Raw genomic sequence first — 26,866 nt, 5'->3', positions numbered from 1 at the left:
ATGTTTTCAGAAAGGCGATTTTTGTTATAACTATTTGAAATATTGTAATAATAAAATTTTGGAAACTTTTGGCACGTCAAATGCTAATGGCAGTACAAGTTACTTGTTCGTCAAGTAGGGACTGGTGGCCCCACTCCACCTCCCCGACCCCTCCGGGGTCATCAGTCCTCCACTATATATCCCTTTTGAGCTTTTATTGCGGAGAGATCAGCGTGTTTGATACATCAACCATTGTAGAAAATCATAAGCAGTATATGCAAGGTCTGAGGGCTGACGTAAAGCTGGCCAGAAAAGAGAGAAGTGAGCGTGAACGTGAACTTGAAAAAAGTTTCAAAGATTTGCGTGCTTCTATTTCTGAAGAACTTTCCACCAAAGAGCACTACACCTTAAAGTGGTTAAAGGCTCCAATGCTGGCAGCACTGGTAACCTGCACTCTTTTAGTAATTTAATTTTCTTTTATATTGCCTAGTTTCTTAAAGGGCCGGCTGAGATACTCAGCCGGCCCTAATTTTTTGTGCCTACATTATTTATTTTGTATTTTAAAAATTAATTCTGCAATTATTTTACATTATCAAGAAACTGGCTGCCGACATTTTTCAAATTCTCCATCCAGTCATAGGCGAGCGGATCAGCAACAAGAACTTTGGCTCCTATGGCTTGAGCTATAGCCTGTGCGCTTTTTTTCGAAAACTGCGGCTGTATGAAAATAGCCTTGATCGACATTTTTTCAGCAAGATCAATAAACTGGGCCAGCTCTTTAGGGCTTGGTTCCTTTCCTTCAAGTTCAATTGGAATCTGGTGCAGTCCGTATGCTTTAGCCATATATCCCCATGAAGGATGGTAGACCATGAAGGATTTTCCATCTGAGTTTTTGAAGGATTTAGCCAGTTCTGAATCAAGACTGTTTATATCCTTTACAAAATCAAGATAGTTGCTTTCATAGACGCTTTCATGTGCAGGGTCGGCTTTTATCAGTGCGTTACGGATATCCATGATCATGACTCTTACAAGTGCCGGGGAAAGCCAGATGTGCGGGTCAGGCATAAAATGATGTCCATGTCCGGCAGACATGTGCTCATGCATTTCATGATGCATATCAGTTTCTTTCATCTTTTCATTGTGATGTTCTTTTTCATGGTGGTGATGTCCTTTCATCGCCATTCTGACTACTGATTGGGACAGATCCACTATTTCCATGTGCTCATTGGCTGAATGAAACCTTGGCAGCCACGCTTTTTCAAACGGAACTCCGATTGCAAAGTAAATTGATGAAGCACTGAGCGCGGCCATCTGGCTTGGTTTGGGTTCGTAGGTTGCCGGGCTGCTTCCGGGTTTTACCATGACCGTGGTTTCGGCAAGGTCTCCTGCAATTCTGTCGACAAAATATTTTTGAGGGACGATTGAAACCATAACCTTCAAATCTGCGGCGGAAGCCTGAACTGCAGCCACAGTTAAAATCGACAAAGCAAGAGTGATAATAATTTTGAGTCTGATTCTCATCTGATTTTCTCCGATGTTTGAAAATGAAAGGCGGCTGATACCATTTAAGAGCGTATGGGAAATTACATGCTACTTCGGTCTGCTTATGTCAACGCGGTTTTGCTTTATCTGCCTAAAATATTGTAACCTGATTTAGAGTTTATAATTCAGCTATTTTTTGGATGGTGAGCAGGGACAGGAGGGATGGTCCATTTTTCGGATATGTTCTGAGTTTGTGAGAAAGCAGTCTTATGGTCTGCCTGGAGCGATGCTCTGTGAGTAATAAAATTTTGTTTCGCAATTTGAAAAAAAGTTAGTTCTTATCATATAATGTAATATCTGTTTTTCTAAAAATGTATAAAATATAATTTGAGGCCATTTTCATACTGGAATAAAATTCAATTTTGACATATTTACAATCAAACTTTCTGAGTTGAACTTTATTTTCGATCTAATTTATCAATTTTGTAAAATGAAGATGTTTAATTACATATTTTACTCTTCAGTGTCCGCTTAACTTTCAAAAGACCGATTCAGGACAGGTCGTTTGTGTGGGAGAATTTATCTGATGAATTTCGCTGATACTGCTTTTATTTTAATTTGTTCGGCTTTGGTTATGTTTATGACTCCGGGGCTGGCTTTATTTTATGCCGGTATGACCCGCAGTAAAAATGTTCTCGGTACGGTTATGCAAAGCTTTATAATGCTGGGTATAATGTCGGTACTGTGGGCTATTGTAGGTTACACACTGGCTTTTGGCAGCGATATCGGAACTCTGATCGGTGGATTTGATTTCTTTGCCTTACAGGGCGTGGGCATGGATACAGTGAACAGCCCTGCTTCCAATCTTCCGCACCTGCTGTTCATGATTTTTCAGTGCATGTTTGCGGTTATCACCCCGGCTCTTATTACCGGTGCTTTTGCTGAACGGATGAAATTCAGTGCGCTGGTGGTTTTTTCATCTCTATGGCTGATTTTTGTTTATGCCCCCATGTGTCACTGGGTCTGGGGCGGAGGCTGGATGGCCAAAATGGGAGCTCTGGATTTTGCCGGTGGTGCCGTTGTCCACATGAGTTCTGCCGCAGCAGCCCTTGCTGCATGTATATATATAGGAAAGAGAAAGGGATATGGCCGTGAAGCATTTATCCCTCATAATCTTCCCATGACTCTTCTGGGAGCCAGCATACTCTGGTTCGGCTGGTTTGGATTTAATGCCGGCAGTGCTCTTGCAGCCAACGGGGTTGCTGCCAACGCTTTTGTAACCACCCACTTCGGCGCTGCCGCAGCAATGCTCGGCTGGCTGCTGGTGGAAAAAATTCATTCAGGCAAACCGACCACTCTTGGAGCCGCATCCGGTGCTGTTGCCGGTCTTGTTGCTCTCACTCCGGCTGCCGGATTTGTCACTCCTATGGCTTCCATCCTGATTGGTTTTATCGGCGGTATGATCTGTTATGCTGGTGTTCTCCTCAAATCAGTTCTCGGATATGATGATTCTCTTGATGTTGTAGGCATTCATGGCATTGGCGGAACATGGGGCGCACTCGCTACCGGGCTTTTTGCCAGCATCGGAGCCGAAGGTCTTGTTTACGGGCATCCGGCACAATTTATGATCCAGTTGGTTTCAGTTATTGCTACATGGGGATACTGCTTTGTGGTAAGCTGGATACTGCTTAAGATTGTGGACCGTTATATAGGTCTTCGGGTAAGTGAAGAAGCAGAAGTCAACGGGCTTGATGTTTCAGAACATAGCGAAACAGGTTATCAATATTAAATGCTGTTGAACAGGTAAACAGGATCAGGAGAGTAGTGCATGAAAAAAATAGAGATAATTGTCAGACCGTTCAAGGTTGAAGACGTTAAGGAAGCTGTGAAAGCACTTGGTGTGAAGGGAATGACTATCACCGAGGTCAAAGGGTTCGGACGTCAGGGCGGCCATAAGGAAATATATCGCGGAGCTGAATATCGTGTTGACTTCATCACCAAAATAAAGATTGAGATTGTTGTCGAAGCTGAACTGGTGCCGGAAGTTATTGATGCAGTCCGTAATTCTGCTCTGACTGGAAAAGTCGGAGACGGAAAGATTTTTGTAACTCCGGTTGAAGAAACCGTGAGAATCAGAACCGGCGAAACCGGAAGGGACGCCATCTGATGAATTTTGAAGAGGAGCTGTCCTCAGCCGTGGGCGCTCTTGAGGCCGGAAGGGATCTCCTTCTGGCCTCATGTTCAAGGCGGGTTGCCGAAGATTTAAGCCTGAATATGGCACGGCTTATGGACGGTTACTTCAAAACCAGAATTCTTGAAGCTGAAAAGGAAGGACTTTTCACTGCCAGCGGTGATCTCAGTATTACAGCCGTAGGCGGTTACGGAAGAGGCCGTCTAGCTCCTTTTTCCGATATTGATGTCCTTATTGTCACCGGCAGAAAACCGGAGTGCAATCTTGAGGATCTGGTCTCTTTTCTTTTGTATCCCCTCTGGGATTTAAAGTTTGATGTCGGGCATGGAGTTAGAAGTGTCAAAGAGAACATCAAACTTGCTGCTTCAGATTTCAAGGTTTTTACTTCTTTGCTTGATATACGCTTTTTGGCAGGAGACCCCGGCCCGGCGCAAAAGCTTCAAGATGAACTCGCTTCCGTAGTTTTACCCTCATCAGGAAATGATCTTGTTGAAACCTTGTGGGAGGACAGAATCCGCAAAGGTTCCGACATGGATTGTGTGGTGCTCGAACCTGATCTTAAAGAGGGCTGGGGCGGATTGCGTGATCTTGATTTTATTTTCTGGACGCATCGTGTTCTCAAGAGCTGGGGACCACTTGGTGATGAAGATTTCAAAAAGCTGGCAGAATATCATAAATGTCTGGATGAAGCCCGCTCGGCTCTGCATCTTGTTGCCGGTAGAAAAAAAGACAGGCTGATACTGGAAATGCTGCCGGATGTAGCAGCCCTTTGCGGAATCCGGGATTACAATCCTGCCCGGCGGGGAGAAAAACTGCTGGCGGAGATTCATAATTCCATGATCGGAATACGGAGCATGGGAGATGCTTTGTACCGGGAAGGTTTCTGTTCTTCTTGCAGAACTATAGACTGGAATGGTCAAGATGGAATTAACGGTGCGGTTTCATTATTCAGATTAAAATCAGAAAGCGGACTTCCGCTAAGCAGACGGGCCAGACGTCTTGTTTCATCAATTGATCCCTCCTCAGAATGTGACCTGAAAAAAACAATACCTGCCCTGATAGAAATTCTGCGTGCTCCATACGGTTGGAAAACTTCACTTGAGATGCTTGATTCCGGCTTGCTTTCCGTAATTCTGCCAGATTTTTCAAAAGCTTCCCGGCTTGTTCCTTTTGACGGCTACCATCAGCATACACCGGGGCGCCACGCCCTTTTTGCCGTCCGTAATGCGATTAAAATATCAGATGATGAATTTTCCGGTGCAGACGGGCTTACCGGTGGCGATATTGATATTCTGGTTCTTGCAGCTTTACTTCACGATATTGCCAAAGGCAGTTCAGACCACAGTTCACGCGGAGCGGAAATAGCTGCAGCTATCATGGAGCAGGCTGGAATCAAAGGTGAAGACTCTGCTGATGTGATATTCCTTATAAGAGAACACTTGTTGCTGGTTCATGCTGCAAGGCGTATAGATTTGAGTGATGCTTTTTCCGTTGCTGAACTTGTCCGCAAAGTTGGAAGTCTGAGACGGCTGAAAATGTTATTTGTGCTTACTGTGGCAGACTCCATGGCAACCGGACCACGGGTCTGGAACAGCTGGAGCGGAGGGTTGCTGCGGGAATTGTATTCAAAGCTTTACAGCAGTTTTGAAGGCAGAAGTATTGGAAGCGGTGAAGATCTTATTTTGAAACGCAGGTCCCGAATCCGCGAGCTGGGTGCCGGAACTGTCGGTAAAGCTTTTCTTGAAAAGTCTCTAGATTCCATGCCTGAAAGGTATTTACTCTCCTTTGATGCTGAAGCTATAGTAAAGCATCTGCACGTTGTTAAAGAATTTCAGGATATTCTGGCAAAAGACATGGTTCGCAAACCTGCCGGGCGGGGCGGGATCGGAGTTAATTTAATAAGGGAGTGCTCGCGTGTAAGGGATATGGTTCAGGTCGTTGTCGCGGCGATGGATCAGCCTATGTTGTTTTCCACACAGGCCGGAGTTTTTTCCCTGCACGGGCTGGATGTTCTTTCCGCTGAGGTTTTCAACTGGTCTGATCAGACCTCCCTGAATGTTTTTACTCTGCGCAGATCCGGTGATGATGTCCTGCCCGAAGATGTTCTGGAAAGAGCGCAGCGGTCCATTTTATATGCAATGACCGGGCGGCTGGCTCTGGATTACCGGCTGCATAAAAAAAGGAGTTCTCCTTTGGAAGGCTCATGCGGGGCAGGAATCCCCGTGGTGATCTCATTGGATAATGACTCCAGCGAAAATTCCACTATTGTTGAAGTTCAGACTGGCGACAGAACCGGTCTGCTTTATGATATAAGTCAGGTGTTCTCCCGTATGAACGCCGAAATTAAAATGGCAAGAATTTGTACTTCCGGAGTAAAAGTTTTTGATGCTTTTCATTTATGCGGAGTAGACGGACGAAAAATAGTCGATAATGACCATCTGGAAGAATTGGTTCAGGCTCTTAAGTTCGCATCCTGCCCCCGGAATTGACACCAACAGTAAGTCGCATGCCGACTTCGGAGTAAAAGATGCCCCGTAGGATTACTGCCCTCCTGTTTGCAAATTTAACCGTTGTTTTGCTTTGTTGCCTCGCCCTTATTTTTTCCCCCTCGCTATCAAATGGATCTGACGGACTGATCTGGTCCGTAATTCTATGTGGAGTAATGTTTCTGACTACAGCTTTTACCGCATTTTATGCCTCAGCTGTTGTCAGAAATGCTAACTTTTCCCTTGCGGAGTGGGCGCGGAATCATACAGCCGGAAAGAGTTCAGAACTTCCTGAATATTTATGCACCGCTATTCCTGAAATGGAATCACTTGATTCATTTATTAATGAGATTGTGCAGCAGAAAAACAAAATTGAATCAGCTCTTGCCACGGAAAAAGAGCGTGCGGATAAATGTTTTAAAATGGTTGAAGTTGTACGTGAGAAATCCGAAGCGGCAAGGTGCGCAGGATTTCTTTCTGCGGCCAATACTCTCGATTCTGCCGCTCATGGTATCAAAAGCGAAAGTTCCGAGCTTGGTGAATTTTCCGGTGAGGCCAGCAAAGGAGCTGAAAGTCAGCTTGATTATTTAGGTTCCGTAGTGACATCGATTGAACAGATGAATGCTTCAATCGGTGAGTCTGCAAGAAATGCTGAAGAAAGTGCTGAGGATGCCAAGGCTGCTGTCCGTGAAGCTGAAAATGGTGAAGATGTTGTTGAAAAAACTATTGCAGCGATTAAACTGGTGTCAGGTTCTTCGGAAAAGCTTAACGGTCTTGTAGACGGTCTTGGTTCTCATGCTGAAAGCATTGGCAGCATTATCGGCGTAATTTCTGATATTGCAGATCAGACCAATTTATTGGCCCTGAATGCTGCGATAGAAGCTGCGAGAGCTGGTGAAGCCGGTAAAGGTTTTGCTGTTGTTGCTGACGAAGTCCGCAAGCTTGCCGAAAAAACCATGGAAGCTACAAAAGATGTCGGTGTGGCCATTGAATCCATACAGGCAGAGGTCCGTAACACCATGGACGGAGTCGGAAAGATATCCGGCCTTGCTGAAGATGCGGCGGATCTATCCTCTGAATCAGGAAAAGCTCTGGCTTCAATTGTTGAATTTGCAGGCAAGAGTGCTGAGCGTATCAGCTTTATTGCTTCTCAGGCGGAGCAGCAGTTTCAAGCCAGCAGGGAAGTCAGTGATGCTGTTTCCAGAGTTCATGATATTTCAGAGTCCACAGGCGGAGCAATGCGCGGAGCATCCGGTGCGCTGGAAAATCTCGGTAAACGGGTGGAACAGCTTGAAACCATGATAGGGGTATTCAGACTTGTCGGTGAAGGTACAGCGCAGGAAGTTATTAACTTTCTTTCCCGTTCCGAGGATGTTCTTTCGCTCGAAAGAAGCAGACAGGAAAAAGCCATGCGCCAGGCTGTTCGTGAAAATGATTTCCTTGAACTCCTTTATATTACCGATAAGCACGGGGTTCAAAGCGTCAGCAATATCAGTGGAGCGGTTGACCATTATGCCGAGGATAAAAGTGCTTACGGTCAAAAATGGTCTGACAGAGACTGGTTTAAAGAGGCTGTTGAAAATCAGACGTTATTTATTTCAGATGTCTATGAGTCTTCAGCTTCGGGGAAAAATTGTATCACTGTTTCCAGCCCGTTCCGTGATTCCAAGGGGAATATCATGGGGGTTATAGCTGCTGATGTGCGCATATCCTCAAATTGATCTGTCTTGCCAAAATAATGATATTTATCTAAGTCAGCGGTAGTTCACAAACGGAGAGTAACAACATGAAAGTACTTGTAGTCGGTTCTGGTGGCAGAGAGCATGCCCTTGCGTGGAAGCTTCGTCAAAGTCCCAAAGTCAGCGAAATTTTTATTGCGCCCGGTAATGGCGGAACCCGTCTTGAGGGAACCAATATCCCGGTCAAGGACAACGATCTCCCCGGCATTGTCAGTTTTGCCAAAGAAAATAAAATAGATCTGGTTGTTGCAGGACCGGAAGTCCCTCTGGTGCTCGGGTTGCAGAATGCCCTTGTTAAAGAAGGAATCCCATGTTTCGGTCCCAATGCTTTTGCAGCCAATCTTGAAGGCAGCAAGGCTTTTAGTAAAATGGTTATGCATGATTCCGGTGTTCCTACCGCACCGTTTCAGGTTTTTGACGAGTATGAGCGGGCCTGTGCTTTTGTGGAAAAGAAGGGTGCTCCTATCGTTATCAAGGCTGACGGTCTGGCTGCCGGAAAAGGTGTAGTTGTAGCCACCACAACTGAAGAAGCCCTAGAGGCTCTTGAGTCAATGATGGTTAAACGCGATTTTGGCTCAGCCGGAGAGCGCGTTGTTGTTGAAGAAGCTCTTAAAGGTGAAGAAGCCTCTTTTCTGGCTTTCTGCTCTGGAGAAGATTATGCCCTCCTGCCTTCAGCTCAGGATCATAAAGCTGTTGGTGAAGGGGATACAGGCCCGAATACCGGCGGTATGGGAGCCTACAGCCCCGCACCGATTCTTCCGGCAGATAAATATGAAGAAACTGCCGATATATGTATCAAACCGATATTGAAACATCTTGCTGCAAAAGGGGAGCCGTTTGTCGGTATCCTTTACGCAGGGTTGATGTATACTGAGAACGGACCCTTTGTTCTGGAATATAACGTCCGCTTCGGAGATCCGGAATGCCAGCCGCTGCTGATGCGTCTTGACTGTGATCTTGCCAGCATAATGATGGCCTGCATTGAAGGCCGTCTTGACGAGGTAGAAGTCAAGGTAACTCCGGAAACAGCTATCTGCGTTGTTATGAGCGCAGAAGGTTATCCGGGAAGCTATCCCAAAGGTATGGAACTTACCGGATTCGATAAAGCCGAAGAGGATGACAAGGTTAAGGTCTTTCAGGCCGGAACCGAATATAAAGATGAGAAGACTCTTTCCAGCGGAGGCAGGGTTCTTGGAGTTACCGCTCTGGGTACCGACCTTGCTGATGCCAAGGCTCGTGCATATCGGGCTGTGGAAAGGATCGGTTTTGAGAAATCTTATTTCCGCCGTGATATCGGCGACAAGGGTTTGAAAAAATGAGTTGTCCCAAGGTAGCTGTATTTATGGGTTCAATTTCAGATAAGGATAAAATGCAGCCCTGCATTGATATTCTTAAGAAATTGGAAATCCCTTATCATTTTACTGTTTCATCGGCTCACCGGACTCCTGAGCGTACTGCCAGGCTTGTCGGTGAACTGGAAGAAAAAGGCTGCGAAGTTTTTATCTGTGCTGCCGGGCTTGCCGCCCACCTTGCCGGAGCTGTAGCCGCTAAGACTATAAAACCTGTTCTTGGTGTTCCCATCTGCGGGTCTCCTTTAGGTGGGATGGATGCAATGCTGGCAACTGTCCAGATGCCTCCGGGCTTCCCGGTTGGAACTCTTGCTCTTGATAAAGTCGGAGCAAGAAACGCTGCATGGATGGCTGCACAGATTCTGGCTTTGCATGATGAAAGCCTTACAGAAAAAATCAAAGCGGCCCGTCAGGAATTTGTTGCCAAAGTCGAAGAAGCCGCAGCTGAAATTGAAGCTGAGAACTGATTCAGTCTCTTGCATTTCAGCTTAATAAATCTGATAAAGAGCGGTGTCTTTTAAGGCACCGCTTTTCTGATTGATTTTATGCCGCACAAATATTGATTAAAGACAGCAGGTTCGCCGTCTTGTCTTTTTAATGAAGGTCCCGTTTGTTATGTCCTTACAGTTTTTACTTATTTATTCACTGACAGTTTTTCTGGCTTCCATCATTCCCGGCCCTAGCATGGTGCTGGCTCTTACGCACGGTATTCGTTACGGAGCCAGAAGAACAATCGCTACAGCACTGGGCAATGCAACAGCTTCATTTTTACAGGCGGTCATTTCCATGGCAGGTCTTGGTGCCTTGCTTGCAGCATCGGAAACAGCTTTTTCCGTAGTGAAGTATGCCGGTGCCGCATATCTTGTCTGGCTGGGACTGAACATGATGTTCAGCAAAAATAAGCAGGAAAAGAAACTGGAACACGATCATAATAACAAGAGCTTTATCAGCCTGTTCAGGCAGGGATTTTGCGTAGCGGCGGGCAACCCTAAGGCAATCATATTTTTTACCGCTCTGTTCCCGCAGTTTATAAGTGAGTCTGGAACTCAACTCAGCTCATGGGCTGCGCTGCTCGGTATTCTGGTTCTGATCGCATTCTCATGTATGATGATTTATGCGTTCTTCGGTTCGAGAGTAAAAAATGCTTTCAGCAACAGTTTTGTTGGAAGATACATGAATAAAATTATGGGAACGGTTTTTATTTCATTCGGGATAGGTCTGGCTTCAGTTAGAGAATAAGCTGATCTATGACCTGCCATGACCTGTCAGCAGAGATTGAACTGTTTTTCTAAGCTCGTCTTTGCTGAATGGCTTAACCATGGCCTCGTCAGCTCCCAGAGCTTTTGCCTGCCGCAGGAATTCAAGCCCGGTGAGTTCCCCTCCACCTGAAATAATCAGGATAGGACAACAGTTTTTCTTGTTTTTCATTTCAATAATGGTCTGGATGCCATCCATGTTGGGCATAAATATATCCATTATGACCAGATCTACAGAATTTTCCAGAAAGAGTTCCATCCCTTCATTTCCATCATTGGCGAGAAGAAATGTGAAGTTGTCCTGTGCAAGGTAGAGTTGCAGCAGGTCCAGAATTTTTTGATCGTCGTCTATAAGAAGCAGTTTTGTCATACTTGAAACCATGTAAGTAGAATGTTGCTTCGGTTATAATTAGTCCGAGAATAAAAATACTAAAAGTCGGTCTCTTTTATCCGGGAAAACGTGCCTATTACTAAGGTTATTTCTTCTGAAATCTGCCCTAAGAGCTTTTCGGAAGATTCAGAATTGTTCTTAAGAGCGCAATCTTCAAGCTCAGAACATAGGCGTTGGGCTATAACGGCTCCTACTGTTCCGGACTCGCTTTTCAGCTTGTGGGTTTCCTTTGCAAGGCTGTCCAGATTTTTTTCAGATAGCAGTTGTCTCATCTTCTGCAATCTTTCCGGTGCATCCACAAGAAAAATTTCAATTGCGTCCCATAGAATTTCATCGTCATTCAGAAAACGGGTCAAAGCTGCATCAAAATCGAGGTGCTCACTGTTAAAATCGGAAAAATTTAATGCCATACTTTATTTCTCTATATCATTCTTAAACTTTACTTTGAAACATATTATAACAGATTTTATAAGTATGGCACTTTAAAAGTTAAGTAAGGCTGTTATTTATAACTCGATTTAAATCTGTACAGCTGGATCATTTCACAATACACAGTTTTTCTAAAACTATTATAGTTGCAGAACATAAAAAAAGGAGTGCCCCTCGGGACACTCCTTAACCAAAACAAGATATTAAAATAGTAGACTAATTTTTATTTTCCAGCTCGGAATACCAGCCGCCTGCACGGGTGAGCAGATCCTGAATTCTGCCTACAAGAGCGTGAGGATCATCAAGGTATCCTTCAAGCAGCAGAGCTGATTCATGCAGCTGTCTGGTTGAGAGGGCAATAAAATCATCATCAGGATTCTTTTCAAAGACATTCAGCAGAGAACGGAGAAGGGGATGCTTGCCGTTTATCTCCATTGTTTTCGGCGGAATGGAATTGTCTTTATTCATAGCACGCATGATTTTTTCCATTGATGAAGTCATACCGCCGTCAGGGTTTACAAGACGGCAGGGGCTGTCGCTGAGACGGTTGGACATTTTTACTTCCACAACCTTGTCGCCAAGGATTTCCTTCATCTTTTTGACCAGCTCTTCCATGTCATGAGTCTGCTCTTCATTAAGAGGTTCCGGCTCATCTTCTTTTTCGATGGTTTCGAATTTGTCCAGAGTTTCAGTGTTGGCATGTTCAGCCGCTACCAGTTTGAACTCGTTAAATTCTCCGAGAGTCTCCATGACAAATTCATCAATCGGCTCATAGAGATAAAGAACTTCAATTCCTTTGTGGCGGAATATTTCAAGATGCGGGTTCAGCTTGGCTGCTTCGCGGCTGGCAACATAAGCGTAGTAGATTTCTTTCTGGTCATCTTTTGCCCGTTCAATGTATTCTTCAAAAGATACAAGGCCTTTGGTCTCTTCTGATTCAACAGAAGATTCAAAGCGCAGCAGTTTGGACCAGAGGTCTTTATTCAGGAAGTCGGTGTAACCTGCTTTGAATATTTTTGAGTGGGCAGCCCAGAATTCAGCATACTTTTCAGTGTCATCTTTAGCCATTTTTTCAAGCTGGCCGAGGACCTGCTTTGTCAGGGTAGTACTGATTTTGCCGATCAGCAGGTTGTCCTGAAGAGTTTCACGGGAGATGTTGAGAGGCAGATCCTCAGTATCAACAACACCTTTGACAAAGCTCAAATACTGGGGAAGCAGATTTTTGTTCTGGCGTTCGATAAGTACACGGCGGACGTAAAGGTCAAGCCCCCAGTTTTCGCGGTCCATACCGAAGATATCCAGATCTTTTTTAGGAATAAACAGCAGACTGTTGAACTGAACCGGTGCATCTACGGAGAAGTGCAGAGTGTCAATAGGCGCATCAGAATCGTAAGTCAGGAATTTGTAGAATTCTTCATACTGTTCCTGCTTGATCTGGAATTTAGGTTCACGCCAGAGTGCTGTTACGGTGTTGACTCTCTCATCACCTACAACGATCGGGAAGGAAACAAAGTTTGAGTGTCTTTTGATGATATCTTTAAGTGCGGATTCACTGAGGAAACGTGAGGTATTCTCTTCGTTGACAAAAATTTCGATGGAAGTTCCATGAGCAAAATCAACTTCGGTCTCGGTGATTTCGTAGCCGGTTTTACCATCGGATTCCCAGATAAGAGCTTTTGCCCCGTCCTGATAGGATTTAGTGGTAACTTTAACTTTGTCGGCAACCATGTAGACAGAATAGAATCCTACACCGAAACGACCGATAAGGCTGTCGAGACTTTCGCTTTTCTCAGCTGCGAGTTTAACGAATTCAGCTGAACCTGAATGGGCGATTGTTCCAAGGTTGGAAACAACTTCATCTCTGGTCATACCTATACCGGTATCTGAGATAGTGATTGTTTTTGCTTCTTCATCAACTGAAAGTTTGATTTCCGGCTCTGTATCATCAGCAAGATCAGGGTTTCTGGTCACTTCGAAACGCATTTTGTCCAGAGCATCGGAAGCGTTTGAGACAAGTTCGCGTACAAAAATTTCACGGTTGGTGTAGAGTGAGTGTACAAGGATGTCCAGAAGCTGGCTAATTTCAGCTTTAAACTCAATTTTTTCTGTTGTTTCAGCCATGTAAAAGTCCTCCGATTAATAGAAAATCGAGCCGTCCGGCATGCCGGAAGGTGCAATGAGATATTGTGATTTAGTAATAAGGCGGGGTATAACTGCCTGTATAAAAAGAGTTTGCCCGCGACTATGCCTATTTAGTCACGGCTTTGAGCTTGTCAAGAAGGTATTTTTCAAGTTCTCTGCGATCCTTGCGCAGACGGATCATTTCCGCTTCCATGATGCAGAGTTTTTCTTTTAAAACTTTATTTTCATCTTTGAGCTGCTCAACTTCCTCCCCTTGTTCAGTCAGAAGGCAGACAGCCTGTTCCACATCCTCGTGCAATGTTCCGGGCAGTGAAGGTGCGGCAGATGTCTGGGGTATGATGTGTTTCAGTCCTTCGGTAATTGAACGGGCGATTTCAGCACCTATTGTGGAAGCAATCTGCAAGGATTTATCGCTGGAATTGTCGTTATAGTGCTGGACTGCTGAATCTGAGGAACTTTCAGATTCCATTATCGAAACATTTACCGGGAACATTCTTGAAAGCTCAGACATTACATCTTCTGCGGTATGCCCCTGTTTCAGCCTTTTAGAGATAATTTTAAAAATTTCTATTGCTTCGGGCTTAAATCTTTTCTGACGCTTTTTGCCCATGCTCGGCAGGTATTGTGAAAAACGGTTCTTCCAGTAGTGGAGGGTCGATTCAGGAACTTCAAGCTCTCTGGCTATTTCCGCAATGGAAAGCAATTTTTTGTCAGACACTGCTGATACTCCGCCTTCTGAGTTATATAGAAATAAAATTATATAGCCTTTCAAATTCTAGTTTTCATTTGCCCTTAAGTCAATACATGCCTGTGGAACAATAGCTTTTAGTTTATTTCTACGTTAAAGCTTCACGCGTGGGAAAAGATGGTGACTCGTATATATTGCAATGCGAAAATATATGAGTTACCCGCAGAAATTCATAGATCGGGTTGGAATTGCATAACCTTTTCCGGTCCCGCTTTTTTTTGTTAAGGTTTCCATTGTGTGTTATGTTTTTTTAGTGAATGGCAGACGTGGCCTGATGCAGCTTTTCAGTAACGCTTTTTTAACTGGAAGGTTGTTTACAGCGAACGCTTGAGCCGGACATAGTTGCTTATGCCATGTGGCGGAGTTTTAATTGAATTCGGAAATAATACTTCTTTTTGATGTCGGTAACACCAATACGAAAATAGGTTTTTCCAACAGGGAGAATCTGATAGAATCTTACGTGGTCCCGTCAGATCCGCGGGAAACTTCTGATTCATTCGGATTGAAACTGGTGGAAATATGTCGCGCTGCGGGTATCTCACCCGATAAAATTTCCGGTGCTGCCGTTTCATCAGTTGTCCCTCCCATGAATCCCCTGTTACGCGGAGCTGTGAGTCGATTTTGCGGTTGTCCGATCCGTTTTGTTCCTGATGAGCTTAAAATTGATCTCATCAACAGGTATGAAAGACCCTGGGAAGTAGGGGCGGACAGGCTGGTAACGGCTTTAGCTGCAAGAAAGTTGAGCTCTGCCGAGAATCTTATTGTGGTCGATTTCGGTACCGCAACGACCTTTGACTGTGTTAAAGGGAATGAATATCTGGGCGGACTGATCTGTCCGGGAGTTCTTTCGTCTGCCAAGGCGCTGTCTTCGGGAACGGCAAAGCTGCCCCATATCACGCTGGAACTGGAGTCCGAGACTATTCATCCCGGACGCAGTACTACGGACAGCCTGAATCAGGGACTTATTTTTGGTTTTGCTTCTATGGTGGAAGGGCTGTCCAGCCGCTTGAGAGCCACTCTCGGCGGGGAAGCCGAGCTCGTAGCCACCGGCGGTTTTGCCTTGCGTATAGCTAATGTATGTGATGCTATTGACCGCACCGTTCCATCTCTTCTGCTGGACGGATTGAGGATGAGCTGGTTCAATCGTAAGTAAACTGTTTTTTGTTTGAAACAGTCGTATCTTTCCGGGTATAGATTGATACGGATTCAACTAAACAAGGAAATACCGGAGTTTCTCCGGGGCCGGCACAGGATGTCGGAAATGTACGAACATAATTCAAGGAGTAGTTACATGAGTACCATTATCGCTGTTTGGGCCAGAGAAATTCTTGATTCCAGAGGCAACCCCACTGTTGAAGTTGAAGTTGCCCTTGAGTCCGGAGCTGTAGGACGCGCTGCCGTTCCTTCCGGTGCGTCAACCGGAACACGCGAGGCTCTCGAACTGCGTGACGGTGACAAGACCCGCTACAAAGGAAAAGGTGTTCAGACTGCGGTTAATAACATCCGTGAAGAAATAGCCGATGCCATTGTAGGACAGGATGCTCTGCGTCAGGTCGCCATAGATAATATGCTCATCGATCTTGACGGAACCGAGAACAAATCACGCCTCGGTGCAAATGCAATGCTTGGCGTTTCCATGGCTGTAGCCCGTGCGGCAGCAAACATGCTCGGACTTCCTCTTTATCAGTACCTCGGTGGTGTTAATGCTAAAATTCTGCCTGCCCCGATGATGAACATCATCAATGGCGGAGAGCATGCTCCGAACAATCTTGATATTCAGGAATTCATGATCATGCCTATCGGTGCGGAATCTTTCCGTGAAGCTCTGCGTATGGGCTCTGAAACTTTCCATTCACTGAAATCCATCCTCGCTGCTGACGGCCACAACACCGCTGTTGGTGATGAAGGCGGATTTGCCCCGAACCTCAGCTCCCATGCTGAAGCATTTGAATATATAATCAAAGCTATTGAAGCTGCCGGATACACTCCCGGAAAAGACATAGCTCTTGCCATCGATGCCGCTGCTTCCGAATTTTATAAAGACGGAAAGTATGTGCTTGCAGGAGAAAACAAAGAGTTTACTTCTGAAGAACTTATTGAGTTCTATCAGGATTTCTGCGATCGCTTCCCGCTCATTTCAATTGAAGACGGACTCGCAGAAGGCGACTGGGAAGGCTGGGAAATCATGACTGATAATCTCGGTGAAAGAATTCAGCTTGTAGGTGATGATATTTTTGTCACCAACCCTGATATCCTTGCCGAAGGAATTGATCGCGGAGTTTCCAACTCAATTCTTATCAAATTGAACCAGATCGGCACAGTTACTGAAACTCTGGATACTATGGAACTTGCCAAACAGGCAGGCTACTCCACAGTAGTTTCCCACCGTTCAGGTGAAACATCAGACCATTTTATTGCTGACCTTGCCGTCGGACTTAATGCCGGTCAGATCAAGTCCGGTTCACTCTGCCGCAGTGACAGGCTTGCAAAATATAATCAGCTTCTGCGCATAGAGGAAGACCTTGAAGATGAAGGAATGTACTACGGACCTGCTCTTAAAGCTTCTTTCTTTGGCGAAGACTAGAATTGACACACGGCTTTAATGCCGTTGTTAATGGTTGCCTGCAAGGCTTAAAGGGGTTATCCCCCTTTTTAAAAGCTCTTCAACTCAGGGCTGTGGATTCATATTCACAGCCCTGAGATTTTTAGCAGATTGGCACAGTTGTTTTTCAGCATAAAAATAAATTCTCCGGGAATTTATATTGTGACATTGTTGGGGATGCTCTGAAAATTCAGGGTTCGGTATTTTTCATATCCTGCAACGGTCAGCCGGAGGTAAAAGGCCCCAGGCCGAGGAACCGGACTATGATAGTTTTGAATGGTAAGGAAACCGCCCTTGCGGTCCGTGAAGAACTCAGAGTTGAAATTGAAGGCCTGAAAGAAAAATTCGGCCGTGCTCCGGGATTGGCAGTTATCCTTGTGGGCGAAGATCCTGCCTCCAAGGTCTATGTCCGCAATAAGGAAATAGCCTGCGAAAAAGCCGGGATAGTCTCAACCGCATATAAAATTGATGCCGGCGTCAGTCAGGATGAGCTTGAAGATCTGATCCTGAAATTAAATAATGATGATTCTGTTGACGGAATTTTGCTGCAACTGCCTCTGCCCAAAGGGCTGGACAGTCAGAAGTGCCTTGAACTTATTGATCCCGGCAAAGACGTTGACGGATTTCATCCTGTCAATGTCGGCAAGCTCATGCTTGGCCTGCCCGGATTCCGCTCCTGTACCCCGGCAGGAATAATTACCCTTCTGGAAAGATATAATCTGCCTACTTCCGGCAAGAAAGCTGTTGTGATCGGACGATCAAATATTGTCGGAAAACCTCTGGCAATGATGCTTATGCAGTACGGCGATTTTGCTAATGCGACTGTGACTGTCTGTCATTCCCGCACTGCCGGACTTGCCGAAGAAGTCAAAGGGGCCGATTTTGTTTTTGCCGCAATCGGAATTCCTAAATTCGTTAAAAAGGAAATGGTTAAAGACGGTGCTGTTGTTGTTGATGTAGGTATCAACCGCACTGACGAAGGTCTTGTAGGCGATTGTGACTATGAAGCTATAAAAGAGACAGCCAAAGCAATGACACCTGTCCCCGGCGGTGTCGGCCCGATGACTATCGCCCAGCTTCTTGCAAATACTGTTGAAGCTTTTAAAAATCACAATTCGTAAATAAAATTTTTGAGCATTTTATAGAAAATTATCCCCCTGTGCCGGGTAGTTGACCTGCGCAGGGGGTATTTTTTGACTGCTGAAAACGGCTTTGTTACAGCGTTAGTCCCTTTATAAATATTTATTTGAAAAGATTTTGTGTTATAAATTTTTTTCATCATCTTGCCTTACAGTGAAATCAGTATTAGTATTAATTATAGTTTAGCAAAAAGTTGTTTTTGTGGCACGGAAAGTGCTTAATTTAAAAAATACTGTTTTTTCAAATAATATAAATAAGGTCGGGGGGAATATGAGAATTAAGCTTTTAACACTGTTTTTATTTTTAGGCCTGGTTTTTCCATTGGCAGCTCAGGCTTCATCTGTCTACCTCACTTTGCAGGGAACTGTTAACAATCGCAGTCAGCTGTGGGGAAATGTAAAGGATTCCGGTATAAATGTCGGTGATACTTTAACCTATGTTGTCGAAGTTGATACTGACAAGATCGGATACCATATCCAGTCAAACGGACAGTATGATCATACTGGAAGTTATTATACTTCTCTGAGCACTGGTAACCTTCTTGGAGATGCTGGTAATGAGCAGCAGAAGTGGGGTGACGGAAGTAAGGGTTCAAGCAGTCTGTATACACAGACCAGTAATGAGTACTCCACCGTTATTCTCAACAGCTGGGTTTCTTCCATAAATAGTCTTGCAGAGGGCTCAATAATTAACAGACTTCAGGAATCATCCTATATTAATGGCAGAAATACCGGAATTAACCTGACTAACGTAGTTGTAACTTCCATCTCAAACGCCGCACCAACTCCTATCGGTGCAAGCGGATTGATGCTCATCGGCGGACTTGGTGTCGTCGGTTTTATGAGACGCAGATTTACAAAGTCAGCCTAGCTTGACCCTAAAGAACAATTAATAAGGCTTCCCATTGAGGGGAGCCTTTTTTTTTATTATAATAGTGTCAAAAATATTGAGAGTGGCACTATGAAAGGACTAACCGAGCTTATCACATGCATTCAGGAAATTTCCGCAGGGAACTATTCCAATGATATAATGGCCCTGACTGGAGAAGAATATGGACCGCTTATTCGTGAAGTTGCTGAGTCTGTAGGGTTGATGATGGTCCGCATTGAGGCCAGAGAATTCGAACTGGAACAGGCGCATGAGGACCTGAAGAGGAGTACGCTTGAAACTGTAAGCTCCGCTGCAAGGGCTCTCGGGCTTCGTGATTCATATACAAGCGGACATGGTGACAGGGTTGGATGCTATGCCTCCCGTCTTGCCGTAAGAAGAGGATATGATAGTGACTTTATCGAGCAGGTCCGCATTGCCGGGGTTCTGCATGATATGGGTAAGATAGGCTTCAGCGACACTCTTTTTAGTAATACGGACACCTGCCCTGACGAGGAGATGCTGCACGAAATTCGACTGCATCCCCAGTGGGGTTATGATATGCTTCAGGGGCTTTCATTTCTGAGACCATCTTTGGAATATATCCGCTGCCACCATGAACGTATGGACGGCACAGGGTATCCTAGAGGACTCCATGGGGATGAGATTCCTGACGGGGCTAAGATAATAAGTATTGCCGATGTATTTGACGCCATTACCACCAATAGAAATTACCAGAAAGCCAGAGAATGCGAACAGGCTTTTGAAATATTGAGAAAGCTGGCAGGACCCTCACTTGACCCTGAGCTGGTTGAAATTTTTATTGATGAGATAGAACAGAACGGTATGCAGTTTTGTTCCGATAAAAAATAATTTAATAATCATTACTGATAAGCTTGCCTTCATGCTGTTCGTGATTATTCTCTGCACTTGTGATTGATAATGAATCCGGCCGTGCAACTGCCGCTATTTTATAAAAATATATTTCAGGTGTTTGTGAATAAATATGTCTCATAAAAGTATCCATATCGAAGGTGCAAGGCAGCACAATTTAAAAAATCTTACTCTTGATATTCCAAGGGATGAACTTGTCGTTGTCTGCGGTCCTTCCGGTTCAGGAAAATCTACTCTGTCATTTGATATAGTATATGCAGAAGGACAGAGGCGCTATGTGGAATCTCTCTCCGCTTATGCAAGGCAGTTTCTGCCTCAGCTTGATAAGCCCAAAGTTGATAAAATTGAAGGATTGTCCCCGGCAATCTCGCTGGAGCAGCAGTCGACCTCAAGAAACCCACGCTCAACAGTTGGAACTGTAACCGAAATTTATGACTTTCTGAGAGTCTTTTTTGCCAGACTTGGAAAATTTCACTGCCCTCAATGTGGCAAACCTATTGAAGCACAGACTTCGGATGAAATAGTTTCCAACATTCTTTCCTTTGATCCCGGAAGCAAGATTATTTTGATGGCTCCGCTTGTGGATCATCAGAAAGGCACCCATAAAGATCTGCTGGCAAAACTGAAACGCGAAGGTTTTGTCAGGGTCCGTGTTAATGGTGAGATTTTGGGTATTGATGATGTCCCTGATCTTGAAAAGAACCGCAAGCACACTATAGAACTTGTGGTTGACCGCCTTGTGGTCAAGCCTGAAATAAAAAAAAGGCTTGGCGATTCAGTTGAGCTGGCTTTGCGGTACGGAGATGATTCTCTCATAGTTTCCATTGTGGGGGGCAAAGATATTTATCTCTCCACCATGTCCACCTGTCCGTCCTGTAAAATAAGCATGCCTAAACTTTCTCCGCAGCTTTTTTCATTCAACAGCCCTCAGGGGGCATGTCCTGTCTGTTCCGGTATAGGAAGTGTGGATTATTACGAACCTGATCTTCTGGCTCCCAACAAGGGATTGTCGCTTAAAACAGGTGCAATCATTCCTTGGAAATCTCCTAAGATGTATGCCAGATATGAAGAGCGTTTTCGCAAGCTGGGCAAAAAATACGGGTTTAAGGTTGATACGCCGCTTGGTGATTTTTCCGATGAAGCAGGCAAGGCTCTGTTCTACGGAGATCAATCTCTTGGCTGGGAGGGAGTGGTTCCATTGCTGGAAGTCGGTCAGAATCTCGGCCATATCTGGAGAGATGAGCTGTCCAGATTCCGGCAGAGCAGACCATGTCCGGAGTGTAATGGGGCAAGACTCAGGCCGGAGTCACTTGCCGTTAAAGTTGATGGTGTCAGTATTTTTGATTTTTGCTCCATGTCTATCAGCAGGGCTCTCGAGTGGCTTAAAGAACTTAAATTTGAAGGCCATGAACTGCTGATTGCCGAGCCTCTGCTGAAAGAGCTTATTCATCGCATTGGATTTATGGTCAATGTCGGGCTTGATTATCTTAGTCTGGGTCGGAATATGGCAACCCTTTCCGGTGGTGAAGCTCAGCGCATCCGCCTTGCCGGGCAGCTTGGTTCCGGGCTTGTCGGGGTTACCTATGTTCTTGATGAACCTTCCATAGGTCTGCATCCCCGTGATAACGAAAGACTGCTTAATACTCTGCGTTCATTGCAGTCACGGGGGAATACCGTGCTGGTGGTAGAGCACGATGATGCCACCATCAAGAGTGCTGACCATGTTATTGAGCTGGGACCGGGCTCTGGAATGCTCGGTGGAGAGATTGTTTTTCAGGGCAGCGTGGATAAACTTCTCAACAAGTCTCAGTCGCTGACCGCAAAATATCTTCGCGGAGAGCTGGAGATAGAACGCCCGGAAACACGGCGTAAACCTAAAGACTGGATAAAGCTTAAAGGTGTTCGCACAAACAACCTTAAAAATCTTGATGTTGATGTTCCTCTGGGCGTTTTAACCTGTTTTACAGGTGTTTCCGGTTCCGGGAAAAGTTCTCTTGTTGTCGACTCCATGTACAAGCACATTGCTCTTGCAAGGGGAACCAAGGTTGATCAGCCCGGACAGATATCCGGCATTGATGGACTGGAGAAAATTGAAAAAATTGTTTCAATAGATCAGTCGCCTATTGGTAGAACACCCAGATCGAATCCGGCAACTTATACTAAAATTTTTGATGAAATAAGAAATATATTTGCCTCGACCAAAGAGGCCAGAAAGCGTGGCTACAAACCGGGAAGATTCAGTTTCAACGTCCGTGGTGGAAGGTGTGAAGCATGCCGTGGCGACGGGCAGATTCGTGTTGAGATGCACTTTTTACCGGATGTTTATGTAAAGTGTGATGTCTGCGGAGGGCAGCGCTATAACAGCCAGACTCTGGAAGTCGATTACAAGGGACTCAATATTGCCGAGGTCCTTGATATGACTGTCCGGCAGGCAAAATCATTTTTTGAGAATCATCAGACCTTAAGCAGAAGGCTGGAGGTGCTGGAGCAGGTCGGTCTTGAATATTTACAGCTCGGACAGCCTGCGACAACACTCTCAGGCGGTGAAGCCCAGCGTATCAAAATATCGCGTGAGCTTGGAAAGCGCAGTCTTCCCGGTACCCTTTACATCCTTGATGAACCTACTACCGGACTTCACATGCACGAAGTGGGCAAGCTGATTAAAGTGTTGCAGCAACTGGTTGATAAGGGTGCGACCGTTGTTGTTATTGAACATAATATCGATGTTATCAAGGCTTCTGACTATGTGTTCGATCTTGGACCCGGCGGCGGAGAATCCGGTGGAAATATAGTTGCCAAAGGAATTCCTGAAGAAATTGCCGCTGACAGTAATTCCGTTACCGGAAGATTTTTAAATCAGTAGCCTCCTGATGGTATATAAAAATAAAACAGGCAGTATCCTTGTAGATAGGGGATGCTGCCTGTTTTTTTGTTTTAAGAATAAGCCTTATATCTCTAAAGAAATGTTTTACATATCTTCATATTCTATTTCTATATTTTCAAGTATATAGCGGAGCCTTTTGGTATGTTCAGCAATCCCTGCAAAAGAACCTGTTTTCGCAATATCTTCAATTGCTGCACCTATGTCCGTGAGCTCTTCTATTCCATATGAAGCACCCGTTCCTTTCAGTCTGTGGCCCAGCATTCTAACTGCTTCAGCATTTTTTTCAGCTAGATATTTTTCAAGTTCTTCCAGTTCATTGAGTCTTATTTCAATATATCTGGGCATAATCTCTTCTAACTCGGAATCTACAGTAACCTTATATTTCTGGCTCATAATTAAATCTCTTGCTGACAGGTTATATAATTTTTCAAATGTTTATTATTATAATACGTCATGAGAAATTATTTTTCCACTTTTTTGATATATTTTTTAAGATCACAGGAAATATAATTGCCTTAAAAAAATATTTTATTTTCGTATTTAAAATAAAGCAATCTATTTCAAAGCATTGTGTAATGGCTATGAAATAGAAGTTAGCTTTATAGCTGATCAATAGGTATGGATTTTATGAAATTCTGCTCCAGTATTAAGCAGAGAGCTTCTCAAATGAGGATTTTTTTGAGTATGCTCAGGGACTGTTTTATGAGACTTGAGTTACTATTGTTATTTGTCGGCTAGTGATGAGCCTAACTTACCCAGACGTTTAAGCCAGATATCACCTGTCTGCGTATCAAAAAAAAGTTTTCTGCCTACATTTCCGCCAACGTCCATTGCTATCGGCTTAAGAGAATGTTTTGCCAAACATTCCAACGCGGTGCTTACATTCCGCTCCCCGACTGAAAAGGCCGATGAAACTCGAACTCGTTTATTGGCAATTCCGTTTGATCCGCCAAAGAGTTTGATTTCGAGATTCTTTTTTTTGGCCCCCAGCTTGAGCATGGTTTGCAGCAGATGTTCTACAGCCGTATCAACGTATCTGCATATCTGGATTCTGCCGTTAACGCGGTCTCTTGATTCTGAAACCCGCGGCAGAAAAGAGTGACAGATAATTCCCTGTTCCATAGCAGGCTCGTGCATGGTTATAGCCACACATGATCCCAGCACAGTGGAAACCATTGTAGGAGAAACACCAATGTAAACGTCACCGGTGTGCAGGAATATCTGCGGCTTTAATATACAGGAGTTCTGCATTTTTACCTTAGCGGTCATAAGTTATAAAAAAGATTAATATGAATAGCAGATTTTTTTACACAAAAGAAGGCGTGAGAGCTGATGGGAAGTCTCATAACTAACATTTACGGATGATTCTGATTTTGTCCATGATAGATTCAAAAAATACTGCTTCAATGACTGTTTTATTTTGATGATAGAGAACTGGAGGTATTAAAATTTAATTTTAAAAGATATGCTATTTCAGAATATGAAACTATGTTATTCCGCAGGCTTGATAGTAAAGACTATGGCTTTGTTCATTAGGGATAAATAAATTGAATTAAAATTTAGCCCGCAGCAGTTTGTATACAAAATATCTGGAATTCCCTTTTATCGAGTCATTATTACCTGATAATATTCTGCCGACATGTTTTCAGCTTTTAAATAAGCCGTGTCAGAGGTCTTCTAAATTGTGTGAACTTAAAAAAGTGGAAGCGCAATACAATAAATTATTCAGTTCCTATTTCATTTTTTCAATTGCTTCGTCTTCAGTGTTATAAATACTGAACATTGATGCGAAACCTGATATTTCGAAAACTTCATTTACCATTCCTGACAGGTTGGCAAAGGCCAGCATTCCATTAACTGTTTTTAATTTTTTTGCAGTGGTAAGCACAGAACGCAAGCCTGCACTGGAAATATAATCCAGTTTACCGAAATCCATGACGATTTTAATTTCGCCATCATTAATAATATTATCCATGTAGCTGTCATAGGTCGAAGTTGTTATGGCATCCATTCTGCCAGTTATTCCGATAACAGTTACATCCCCGATCTTTTTCTTATTAAGTTCCATTGTCTTTTTTGTCCTTGCGAAATTAAAAATTAATTTCCTATTTTCATGGAAAAATCTAATTTTGTCCAGATAAAGGAGCCAGTCACGATAGTGACTACCATGATTAATAAGCAGCATTCCAAATAATTAATAATTGACTTTTTTAAACATATCTTTATTTTCAATATAAAAAAAATTATGTCTGGGGAGGTCATAATGCGTAGAAGGTTATTGGTTTTTTTCCTTTTTTCAGTCTTTTTGCTATCAAGTTTGCCAGCATCGGCATCTCCTCTATATCTAACTCTTTCCGGTAAAGTTAGTGGAATTCGTGATGGGGGCTGGCTTGCACATAAGTCGGATATTCATTTGGGCGATACACTCAATTATATTGTTTCTGTTGATACTGACCAGATCGGTTCAACCACTTCACATAATGGAAGAACATATGATCTCGGTGGAACCTTTTTCACTGCTCTTGAGTCTGGAAACCTGATGGGACAGAACCAGAATGCCCATAGCGACCAGCTTAACTGGGGTGCTGACTTCGGTTATGCTTCTGTTTTGCAGTCCGGTAACCAGAATTCAAACCTGTACCTTACAAAGTGGGGCTTTGATCCCACTGATTTTAAGGTAGGGGATATCTTCACTGATACCTACGAGATTGCTTATTCCAACGGAAAGCACTCTTCCCGGATTGATCTTGGAAATCTGGTTATAACGGGAATTTCAACTTCAGCTGCCACCCCGACTCCGGTACCGGGTGCTTTTCTGCTGATGGGCTCAGGCCTTTTTGTAGTAGGCTACTTTCGCAGAAAGCTTGCCTAGCTGACCGGCATTAAATCCGAATCTGAATGAAAAATCCTCCCGCTTAGTTTTGAGCGGGAGGATTTATTATTTGTAGCGTATATTCATTTGGATTTATTGAATTCAATAGCTGGATAAATCAATCATTGTTCAGAGCTTTCAGCTTAAGTTCTCGGTCAATAAACTGAGCCAGAATAAAGGATGCCGCGGACATAACCGCAGCTCCGATGAAGACAATTTTATAATCCTGCATCCAGGCAATTCCTCCAAGAGCTGGTATAAATACCGCGGCAATATGGTTTATGGTAAAACCAACCGCCATGCTCGGAGCAATATCAGGCTTATCAGCTATTTTCTGGAAGAAGGTCTTAATTGCTATGGCACAGTTGTAGAGTATGTTGTCCAGAATATAGAGAAGTCCGCCTATGATAGGGCTGTCCGTGAAAGCGTATGCAAGAAATATTATTACTAGAAATCCATATTCTATAGAAAGGATTTTTCGCTCGCCAAGTTTGTTGACCGATTTTGCTATGATTGGATTTAAAAAATAGTTGATTATATTATTGAAGACAAAAAGCATTGTGACCTGCTGGACAGAGTAATCAAATTTTTTAACCAGCAGGAAAACGGCAAAAGCGACAAAAATTTGTCTTCTGGCTCCAGCCAGAAATGTCAGTGCGTAAAAGAGCCAGTACTTGGGCCGTAGAATCATTTTTTTATGCTGTATAGGGATTTCCGTAGAGGATGGGTCCATAAAGCAGCATCCCAGACCGGCAACAAAGGCTATGCCCCCGGCAGCAAGAAACATGGAAGAATAGCCCATAAAACCGGACGCAAGAAAAATAGCCACTCCGATGGTTATATTTGTCGCCGCTGCCATGCTTCGCATTCTTCCCATCACCAGCGGTGCTTCAGAATAACCGAAATACTGAAGTGTCAGCGACTGATTCATGGTTTCATAATAGTGGAAGCCGAACGACATCAGTAAGGTTGTGAATGCAATCCCGGCGTATGAGGGCATAAATCCGGCAAGAGCAACACCTACACCCGTAATCATAACTGACAGTGCCGCAAGATGATGCTCCTTGAAAATGAGCAGAAAATATACCACAAACAGTGAAAAGAATCCCGGCAGTTCCCTTATTGATCCGACAAATCCGAACTGTCCGCCGTTAAGTCCTGCGACCTCCACAGCAAAGTTATTCATCAGTGTGCGCCAACCCTGAAGGCCTACGGTTGAGGCTATAGTGAGGATAAGCAGAAAAATGTACATTTTACGGTTGTTTATATTGGTCATTATTGTCCTCGGGCACTAAATAATTATTATGAAACAGTTTACCCGGCTGTCAGAGGCTTGAAATTGTCCGGCAGGTTTTATTGCAGATAAAGTCTGGGAGTAGACTGAGGACTGTTTTAAAACAAGATTTTTAAAAATT

At 44.1% G+C, this 26,866-nt stretch carries 24 protein-coding genes; 15 read left to right on the top strand and 9 right to left on the bottom strand.

The window, feature by feature from the left end:
• Positions 1 to 212: 212 nt before the first annotated feature.
• On the top strand, positions 213 to 449 hold the full coding sequence (locus G496_RS0101515; RefSeq protein ID WP_027177718.1) for a hypothetical protein: 237 nt from the start codon (positions 213 to 215) through the stop codon (positions 447 to 449).
• Between the two features lie 109 nt (positions 450 to 558).
• Here the strand turns inward: G496_RS0101515 and G496_RS18470 are convergent, their stop codons facing one another.
• Positions 559 to 1,500 carry a metal ABC transporter solute-binding protein, Zn/Mn family gene (locus G496_RS18470; protein WP_051294757.1) on the bottom strand — a complete coding sequence of 314 codons (942 nt, stop codon included), beginning with the start codon at positions 1,498 to 1,500 and terminating at the stop codon, positions 559 to 561.
• Between the two features lie 547 nt (positions 1,501 to 2,047).
• Between G496_RS18470 and G496_RS0101505 the strand changes: the two genes are divergently transcribed.
• The 7 genes from G496_RS0101505 to G496_RS0101475 all read left to right on the top strand — a co-directional run bounded on the left by G496_RS0101505 (position 2,048) and on the right by G496_RS0101475 (position 10,465).
• Positions 2,048 to 3,250, top strand: a complete 1,203-nt coding sequence (locus G496_RS0101505) for an ammonium transporter (protein ID WP_027177717.1) — start codon at positions 2,048 to 2,050, stop codon at positions 3,248 to 3,250.
• Between the two features lie 39 nt (positions 3,251 to 3,289).
• Positions 3,290 to 3,628: a P-II family nitrogen regulator gene (locus G496_RS0101500; protein ID WP_027177716.1), complete on the top strand. Its 339-nt coding sequence runs from the start codon at positions 3,290 to 3,292 to the stop codon at positions 3,626 to 3,628.
• Positions 3,628 to 6,141, top strand: coding sequence for a [protein-PII] uridylyltransferase family protein (locus tag G496_RS0101495; protein WP_027177715.1), 2,514 nt, complete (start codon positions 3,628 to 3,630; stop codon positions 6,139 to 6,141). Before G496_RS0101500 ends, G496_RS0101495 begins: the two co-directional genes overlap by 1 nt.
• A 38-nt stretch (positions 6,142 to 6,179) precedes the next feature.
• Entirely contained in the window at positions 6,180 to 7,859 is a 1,680-nt protein-coding gene (locus tag G496_RS0101490) for a methyl-accepting chemotaxis protein (protein ID WP_027177714.1), read from the top strand.
• A 65-nt stretch (positions 7,860 to 7,924) separates the two neighbouring features.
• Entirely contained in the window at positions 7,925 to 9,196 is a 1,272-nt protein-coding gene (gene purD / locus G496_RS0101485) for a phosphoribosylamine--glycine ligase (protein ID WP_027177713.1), read from the top strand.
• Entirely contained in the window at positions 9,193 to 9,693 is a 501-nt protein-coding gene (purE, locus tag G496_RS0101480; RefSeq protein ID WP_027177712.1) for a 5-(carboxyamino)imidazole ribonucleotide mutase, read from the top strand. The genes purD and purE overlap by 4 nt, the downstream gene beginning before the upstream one ends.
• Before the next feature lie 148 nt (positions 9,694 to 9,841).
• Complete coding sequence (locus G496_RS0101475) at positions 9,842 to 10,465, top strand: LysE family translocator (protein ID WP_027177711.1); 624 nt, start codon at positions 9,842 to 9,844, stop codon at positions 10,463 to 10,465.
• A 6-nt stretch (positions 10,466 to 10,471) separates the two neighbouring features.
• Here the strand turns inward: G496_RS0101475 and G496_RS0101470 are convergent, their stop codons facing one another.
• The 4 genes from G496_RS0101470 to G496_RS0101455 form a co-directional block, all read right to left on the bottom strand.
• Positions 10,472 to 10,852 (bottom strand): response regulator transcription factor, encoded by a 381-nt coding sequence (locus G496_RS0101470; protein WP_027177710.1) that lies wholly within the window; start codon positions 10,850 to 10,852, stop codon positions 10,472 to 10,474.
• A gap of 59 nt (positions 10,853 to 10,911) precedes the next feature.
• Positions 10,912 to 11,283, bottom strand: a complete 372-nt coding sequence (locus tag G496_RS0101465) for an Hpt domain-containing protein (protein WP_027177709.1) — start codon at positions 11,281 to 11,283, stop codon at positions 10,912 to 10,914.
• A gap of 235 nt (positions 11,284 to 11,518) precedes the next feature.
• Positions 11,519 to 13,423, bottom strand: a complete 1,905-nt coding sequence (gene htpG / locus G496_RS0101460) for a molecular chaperone HtpG (protein WP_027177708.1) — start codon at positions 13,421 to 13,423, stop codon at positions 11,519 to 11,521.
• Positions 13,424 to 13,550: 127 nt separating this feature from the next.
• Entirely contained in the window at positions 13,551 to 14,162 is a 612-nt protein-coding gene (locus tag G496_RS0101455; RefSeq protein ID WP_027177707.1) for a MerR family transcriptional regulator, read from the bottom strand.
• A 400-nt stretch (positions 14,163 to 14,562) separates the two neighbouring features.
• Between G496_RS0101455 and G496_RS0101450 the strand changes: the two genes are divergently transcribed.
• The 6 genes from G496_RS0101450 (at position 14,563) to uvrA (ending at position 22,558) form a co-directional block, all read left to right on the top strand.
• On the top strand, positions 14,563 to 15,345 hold the full coding sequence (locus G496_RS0101450; protein ID WP_027177706.1) for a type III pantothenate kinase: 783 nt from the start codon (positions 14,563 to 14,565) through the stop codon (positions 15,343 to 15,345).
• A gap of 138 nt (positions 15,346 to 15,483) precedes the next feature.
• Positions 15,484 to 16,776 (top strand): phosphopyruvate hydratase, encoded by a 1,293-nt coding sequence (gene eno, locus G496_RS0101445; protein ID WP_027177705.1) that lies wholly within the window; start codon positions 15,484 to 15,486, stop codon positions 16,774 to 16,776.
• Positions 16,777 to 17,057: 281 nt separating this feature from the next.
• Positions 17,058 to 17,915 (top strand): bifunctional methylenetetrahydrofolate dehydrogenase/methenyltetrahydrofolate cyclohydrolase FolD, encoded by an 858-nt coding sequence (gene folD, locus G496_RS0101440; protein ID WP_027177704.1) that lies wholly within the window; start codon positions 17,058 to 17,060, stop codon positions 17,913 to 17,915.
• A gap of 289 nt (positions 17,916 to 18,204) precedes the next feature.
• Entirely contained in the window at positions 18,205 to 18,804 is a 600-nt protein-coding gene (locus G496_RS0101430) for a VPLPA-CTERM sorting domain-containing protein (RefSeq protein ID WP_156900568.1), read from the top strand.
• A gap of 90 nt (positions 18,805 to 18,894) precedes the next feature.
• On the top strand, positions 18,895 to 19,674 hold the full coding sequence (locus G496_RS0101425; RefSeq protein WP_027177702.1) for an HD-GYP domain-containing protein: 780 nt from the start codon (positions 18,895 to 18,897) through the stop codon (positions 19,672 to 19,674).
• Between the two features lie 133 nt (positions 19,675 to 19,807).
• Positions 19,808 to 22,558 carry an excinuclease ABC subunit UvrA gene (uvrA, locus tag G496_RS0101415; protein WP_027177701.1) on the top strand — a complete coding sequence of 917 codons (2,751 nt, stop codon included), beginning with the start codon at positions 19,808 to 19,810 and terminating at the stop codon, positions 22,556 to 22,558.
• Positions 22,559 to 22,663: 105 nt separating this feature from the next.
• On the opposite strand, the gene G496_RS0101410 is transcribed toward uvrA, so the two are convergent.
• The 3 genes from G496_RS0101410 to G496_RS0101400 all read right to left on the bottom strand — a co-directional run bounded on the left by G496_RS0101410 (position 22,664) and on the right by G496_RS0101400 (position 24,647).
• Entirely contained in the window at positions 22,664 to 22,972 is a 309-nt protein-coding gene (locus G496_RS0101410; protein WP_027177700.1) for an Hpt domain-containing protein, read from the bottom strand.
• Between the two features lie 330 nt (positions 22,973 to 23,302).
• A complete protein-coding gene (locus tag G496_RS0101405; RefSeq protein ID WP_027177699.1) occupies positions 23,303 to 23,830 on the bottom strand; it encodes a chemotaxis protein CheD in 528 nt (175 codons plus the stop codon).
• A gap of 481 nt (positions 23,831 to 24,311) precedes the next feature.
• The gene (locus G496_RS0101400) at positions 24,312 to 24,647 is read right to left on the bottom strand and encodes an STAS domain-containing protein (RefSeq protein WP_027177698.1); all 336 of its coding nucleotides are present in this window, start codon (positions 24,645 to 24,647) and stop codon (positions 24,312 to 24,314) included.
• 195 nt (positions 24,648 to 24,842) lie between these two features.
• Between G496_RS0101400 and G496_RS0101395 the strand changes: the two genes are divergently transcribed.
• Positions 24,843 to 25,451, top strand: coding sequence for a PEP-CTERM domain protein (locus G496_RS0101395; RefSeq protein ID WP_027177697.1), 609 nt, complete (start codon positions 24,843 to 24,845; stop codon positions 25,449 to 25,451).
• Positions 25,452 to 25,569: 118 nt separating this feature from the next.
• Here the strand turns inward: G496_RS0101395 and G496_RS0101390 are convergent, their stop codons facing one another.
• Entirely contained in the window at positions 25,570 to 26,727 is a 1,158-nt protein-coding gene (locus tag G496_RS0101390) for an MFS transporter (RefSeq protein WP_027177696.1), read from the bottom strand.
• Positions 26,728 to 26,866: the final 139 nt, after the last annotated feature.

The organism is Maridesulfovibrio bastinii DSM 16055 (genome assembly GCF_000429985.1).
GTDB lineage: Bacteria > Desulfobacterota > Desulfovibrionia > Desulfovibrionales > Desulfovibrionaceae > Maridesulfovibrio > Maridesulfovibrio bastinii.
This window is presented reverse-complemented; position numbering and strand designations above follow the sequence as displayed.

Excerpts from the sequence above, each read along its gene's own strand:
- purE (WP_027177712.1), top strand. The coding sequence starts at position 9,193 with ATGAGTTGTCCCAAGGTAGCTGTATTTATGGGTTCAATTTCAGATAAG.
- G496_RS18470 (WP_051294757.1), bottom strand. The coding sequence starts at position 1,500 with ATGAGAATCAGACTCAAAATTATTATCACTCTTGCTTTGTCGATTTTA.
- G496_RS0101430 (WP_156900568.1), top strand. The coding sequence starts at position 18,205 with ATGAGAATTAAGCTTTTAACACTGTTTTTATTTTTAGGCCTGGTTTTT.
- G496_RS0101410 (WP_027177700.1), bottom strand. The coding sequence starts at position 22,972 with ATGAGCCAGAAATATAAGGTTACTGTAGATTCCGAGTTAGAAGAGATT.
- folD (WP_027177704.1), top strand. The coding sequence starts at position 17,058 with ATGATAGTTTTGAATGGTAAGGAAACCGCCCTTGCGGTCCGTGAAGAA.
- G496_RS0101475 (WP_027177711.1), top strand. The coding sequence starts at position 9,842 with ATGTCCTTACAGTTTTTACTTATTTATTCACTGACAGTTTTTCTGGCT.
- G496_RS0101425 (WP_027177702.1), top strand. The coding sequence starts at position 18,895 with ATGAAAGGACTAACCGAGCTTATCACATGCATTCAGGAAATTTCCGCA.
- G496_RS0101505 (WP_027177717.1), top strand. The coding sequence starts at position 2,048 with ATGAATTTCGCTGATACTGCTTTTATTTTAATTTGTTCGGCTTTGGTT.
- G496_RS0101495 (WP_027177715.1), top strand. The coding sequence starts at position 3,628 with ATGAATTTTGAAGAGGAGCTGTCCTCAGCCGTGGGCGCTCTTGAGGCC.
- htpG (WP_027177708.1), bottom strand. The coding sequence starts at position 13,423 with ATGGCTGAAACAACAGAAAAAATTGAGTTTAAAGCTGAAATTAGCCAG.
- G496_RS0101500 (WP_027177716.1), top strand. The coding sequence starts at position 3,290 with ATGAAAAAAATAGAGATAATTGTCAGACCGTTCAAGGTTGAAGACGTT.
- G496_RS0101395 (WP_027177697.1), top strand. The coding sequence starts at position 24,843 with ATGCGTAGAAGGTTATTGGTTTTTTTCCTTTTTTCAGTCTTTTTGCTA.
- G496_RS0101490 (WP_027177714.1), top strand. The coding sequence starts at position 6,180 with ATGCCCCGTAGGATTACTGCCCTCCTGTTTGCAAATTTAACCGTTGTT.
- uvrA (WP_027177701.1), top strand. The coding sequence starts at position 19,808 with ATGTCTCATAAAAGTATCCATATCGAAGGTGCAAGGCAGCACAATTTA.
- eno (WP_027177705.1), top strand. The coding sequence starts at position 15,484 with ATGAGTACCATTATCGCTGTTTGGGCCAGAGAAATTCTTGATTCCAGA.
- purD (WP_027177713.1), top strand. The coding sequence starts at position 7,925 with ATGAAAGTACTTGTAGTCGGTTCTGGTGGCAGAGAGCATGCCCTTGCG.
- G496_RS0101390 (WP_027177696.1), bottom strand. The coding sequence starts at position 26,727 with ATGACCAATATAAACAACCGTAAAATGTACATTTTTCTGCTTATCCTC.
- G496_RS0101465 (WP_027177709.1), bottom strand. The coding sequence starts at position 11,283 with ATGGCATTAAATTTTTCCGATTTTAACAGTGAGCACCTCGATTTTGAT.
- G496_RS0101405 (WP_027177699.1), bottom strand. The coding sequence starts at position 23,830 with ATGCAGAACTCCTGTATATTAAAGCCGCAGATATTCCTGCACACCGGT.
- G496_RS0101400 (WP_027177698.1), bottom strand. The coding sequence starts at position 24,647 with ATGGAACTTAATAAGAAAAAGATCGGGGATGTAACTGTTATCGGAATA.
- G496_RS0101470 (WP_027177710.1), bottom strand. The coding sequence starts at position 10,852 with ATGACAAAACTGCTTCTTATAGACGACGATCAAAAAATTCTGGACCTG.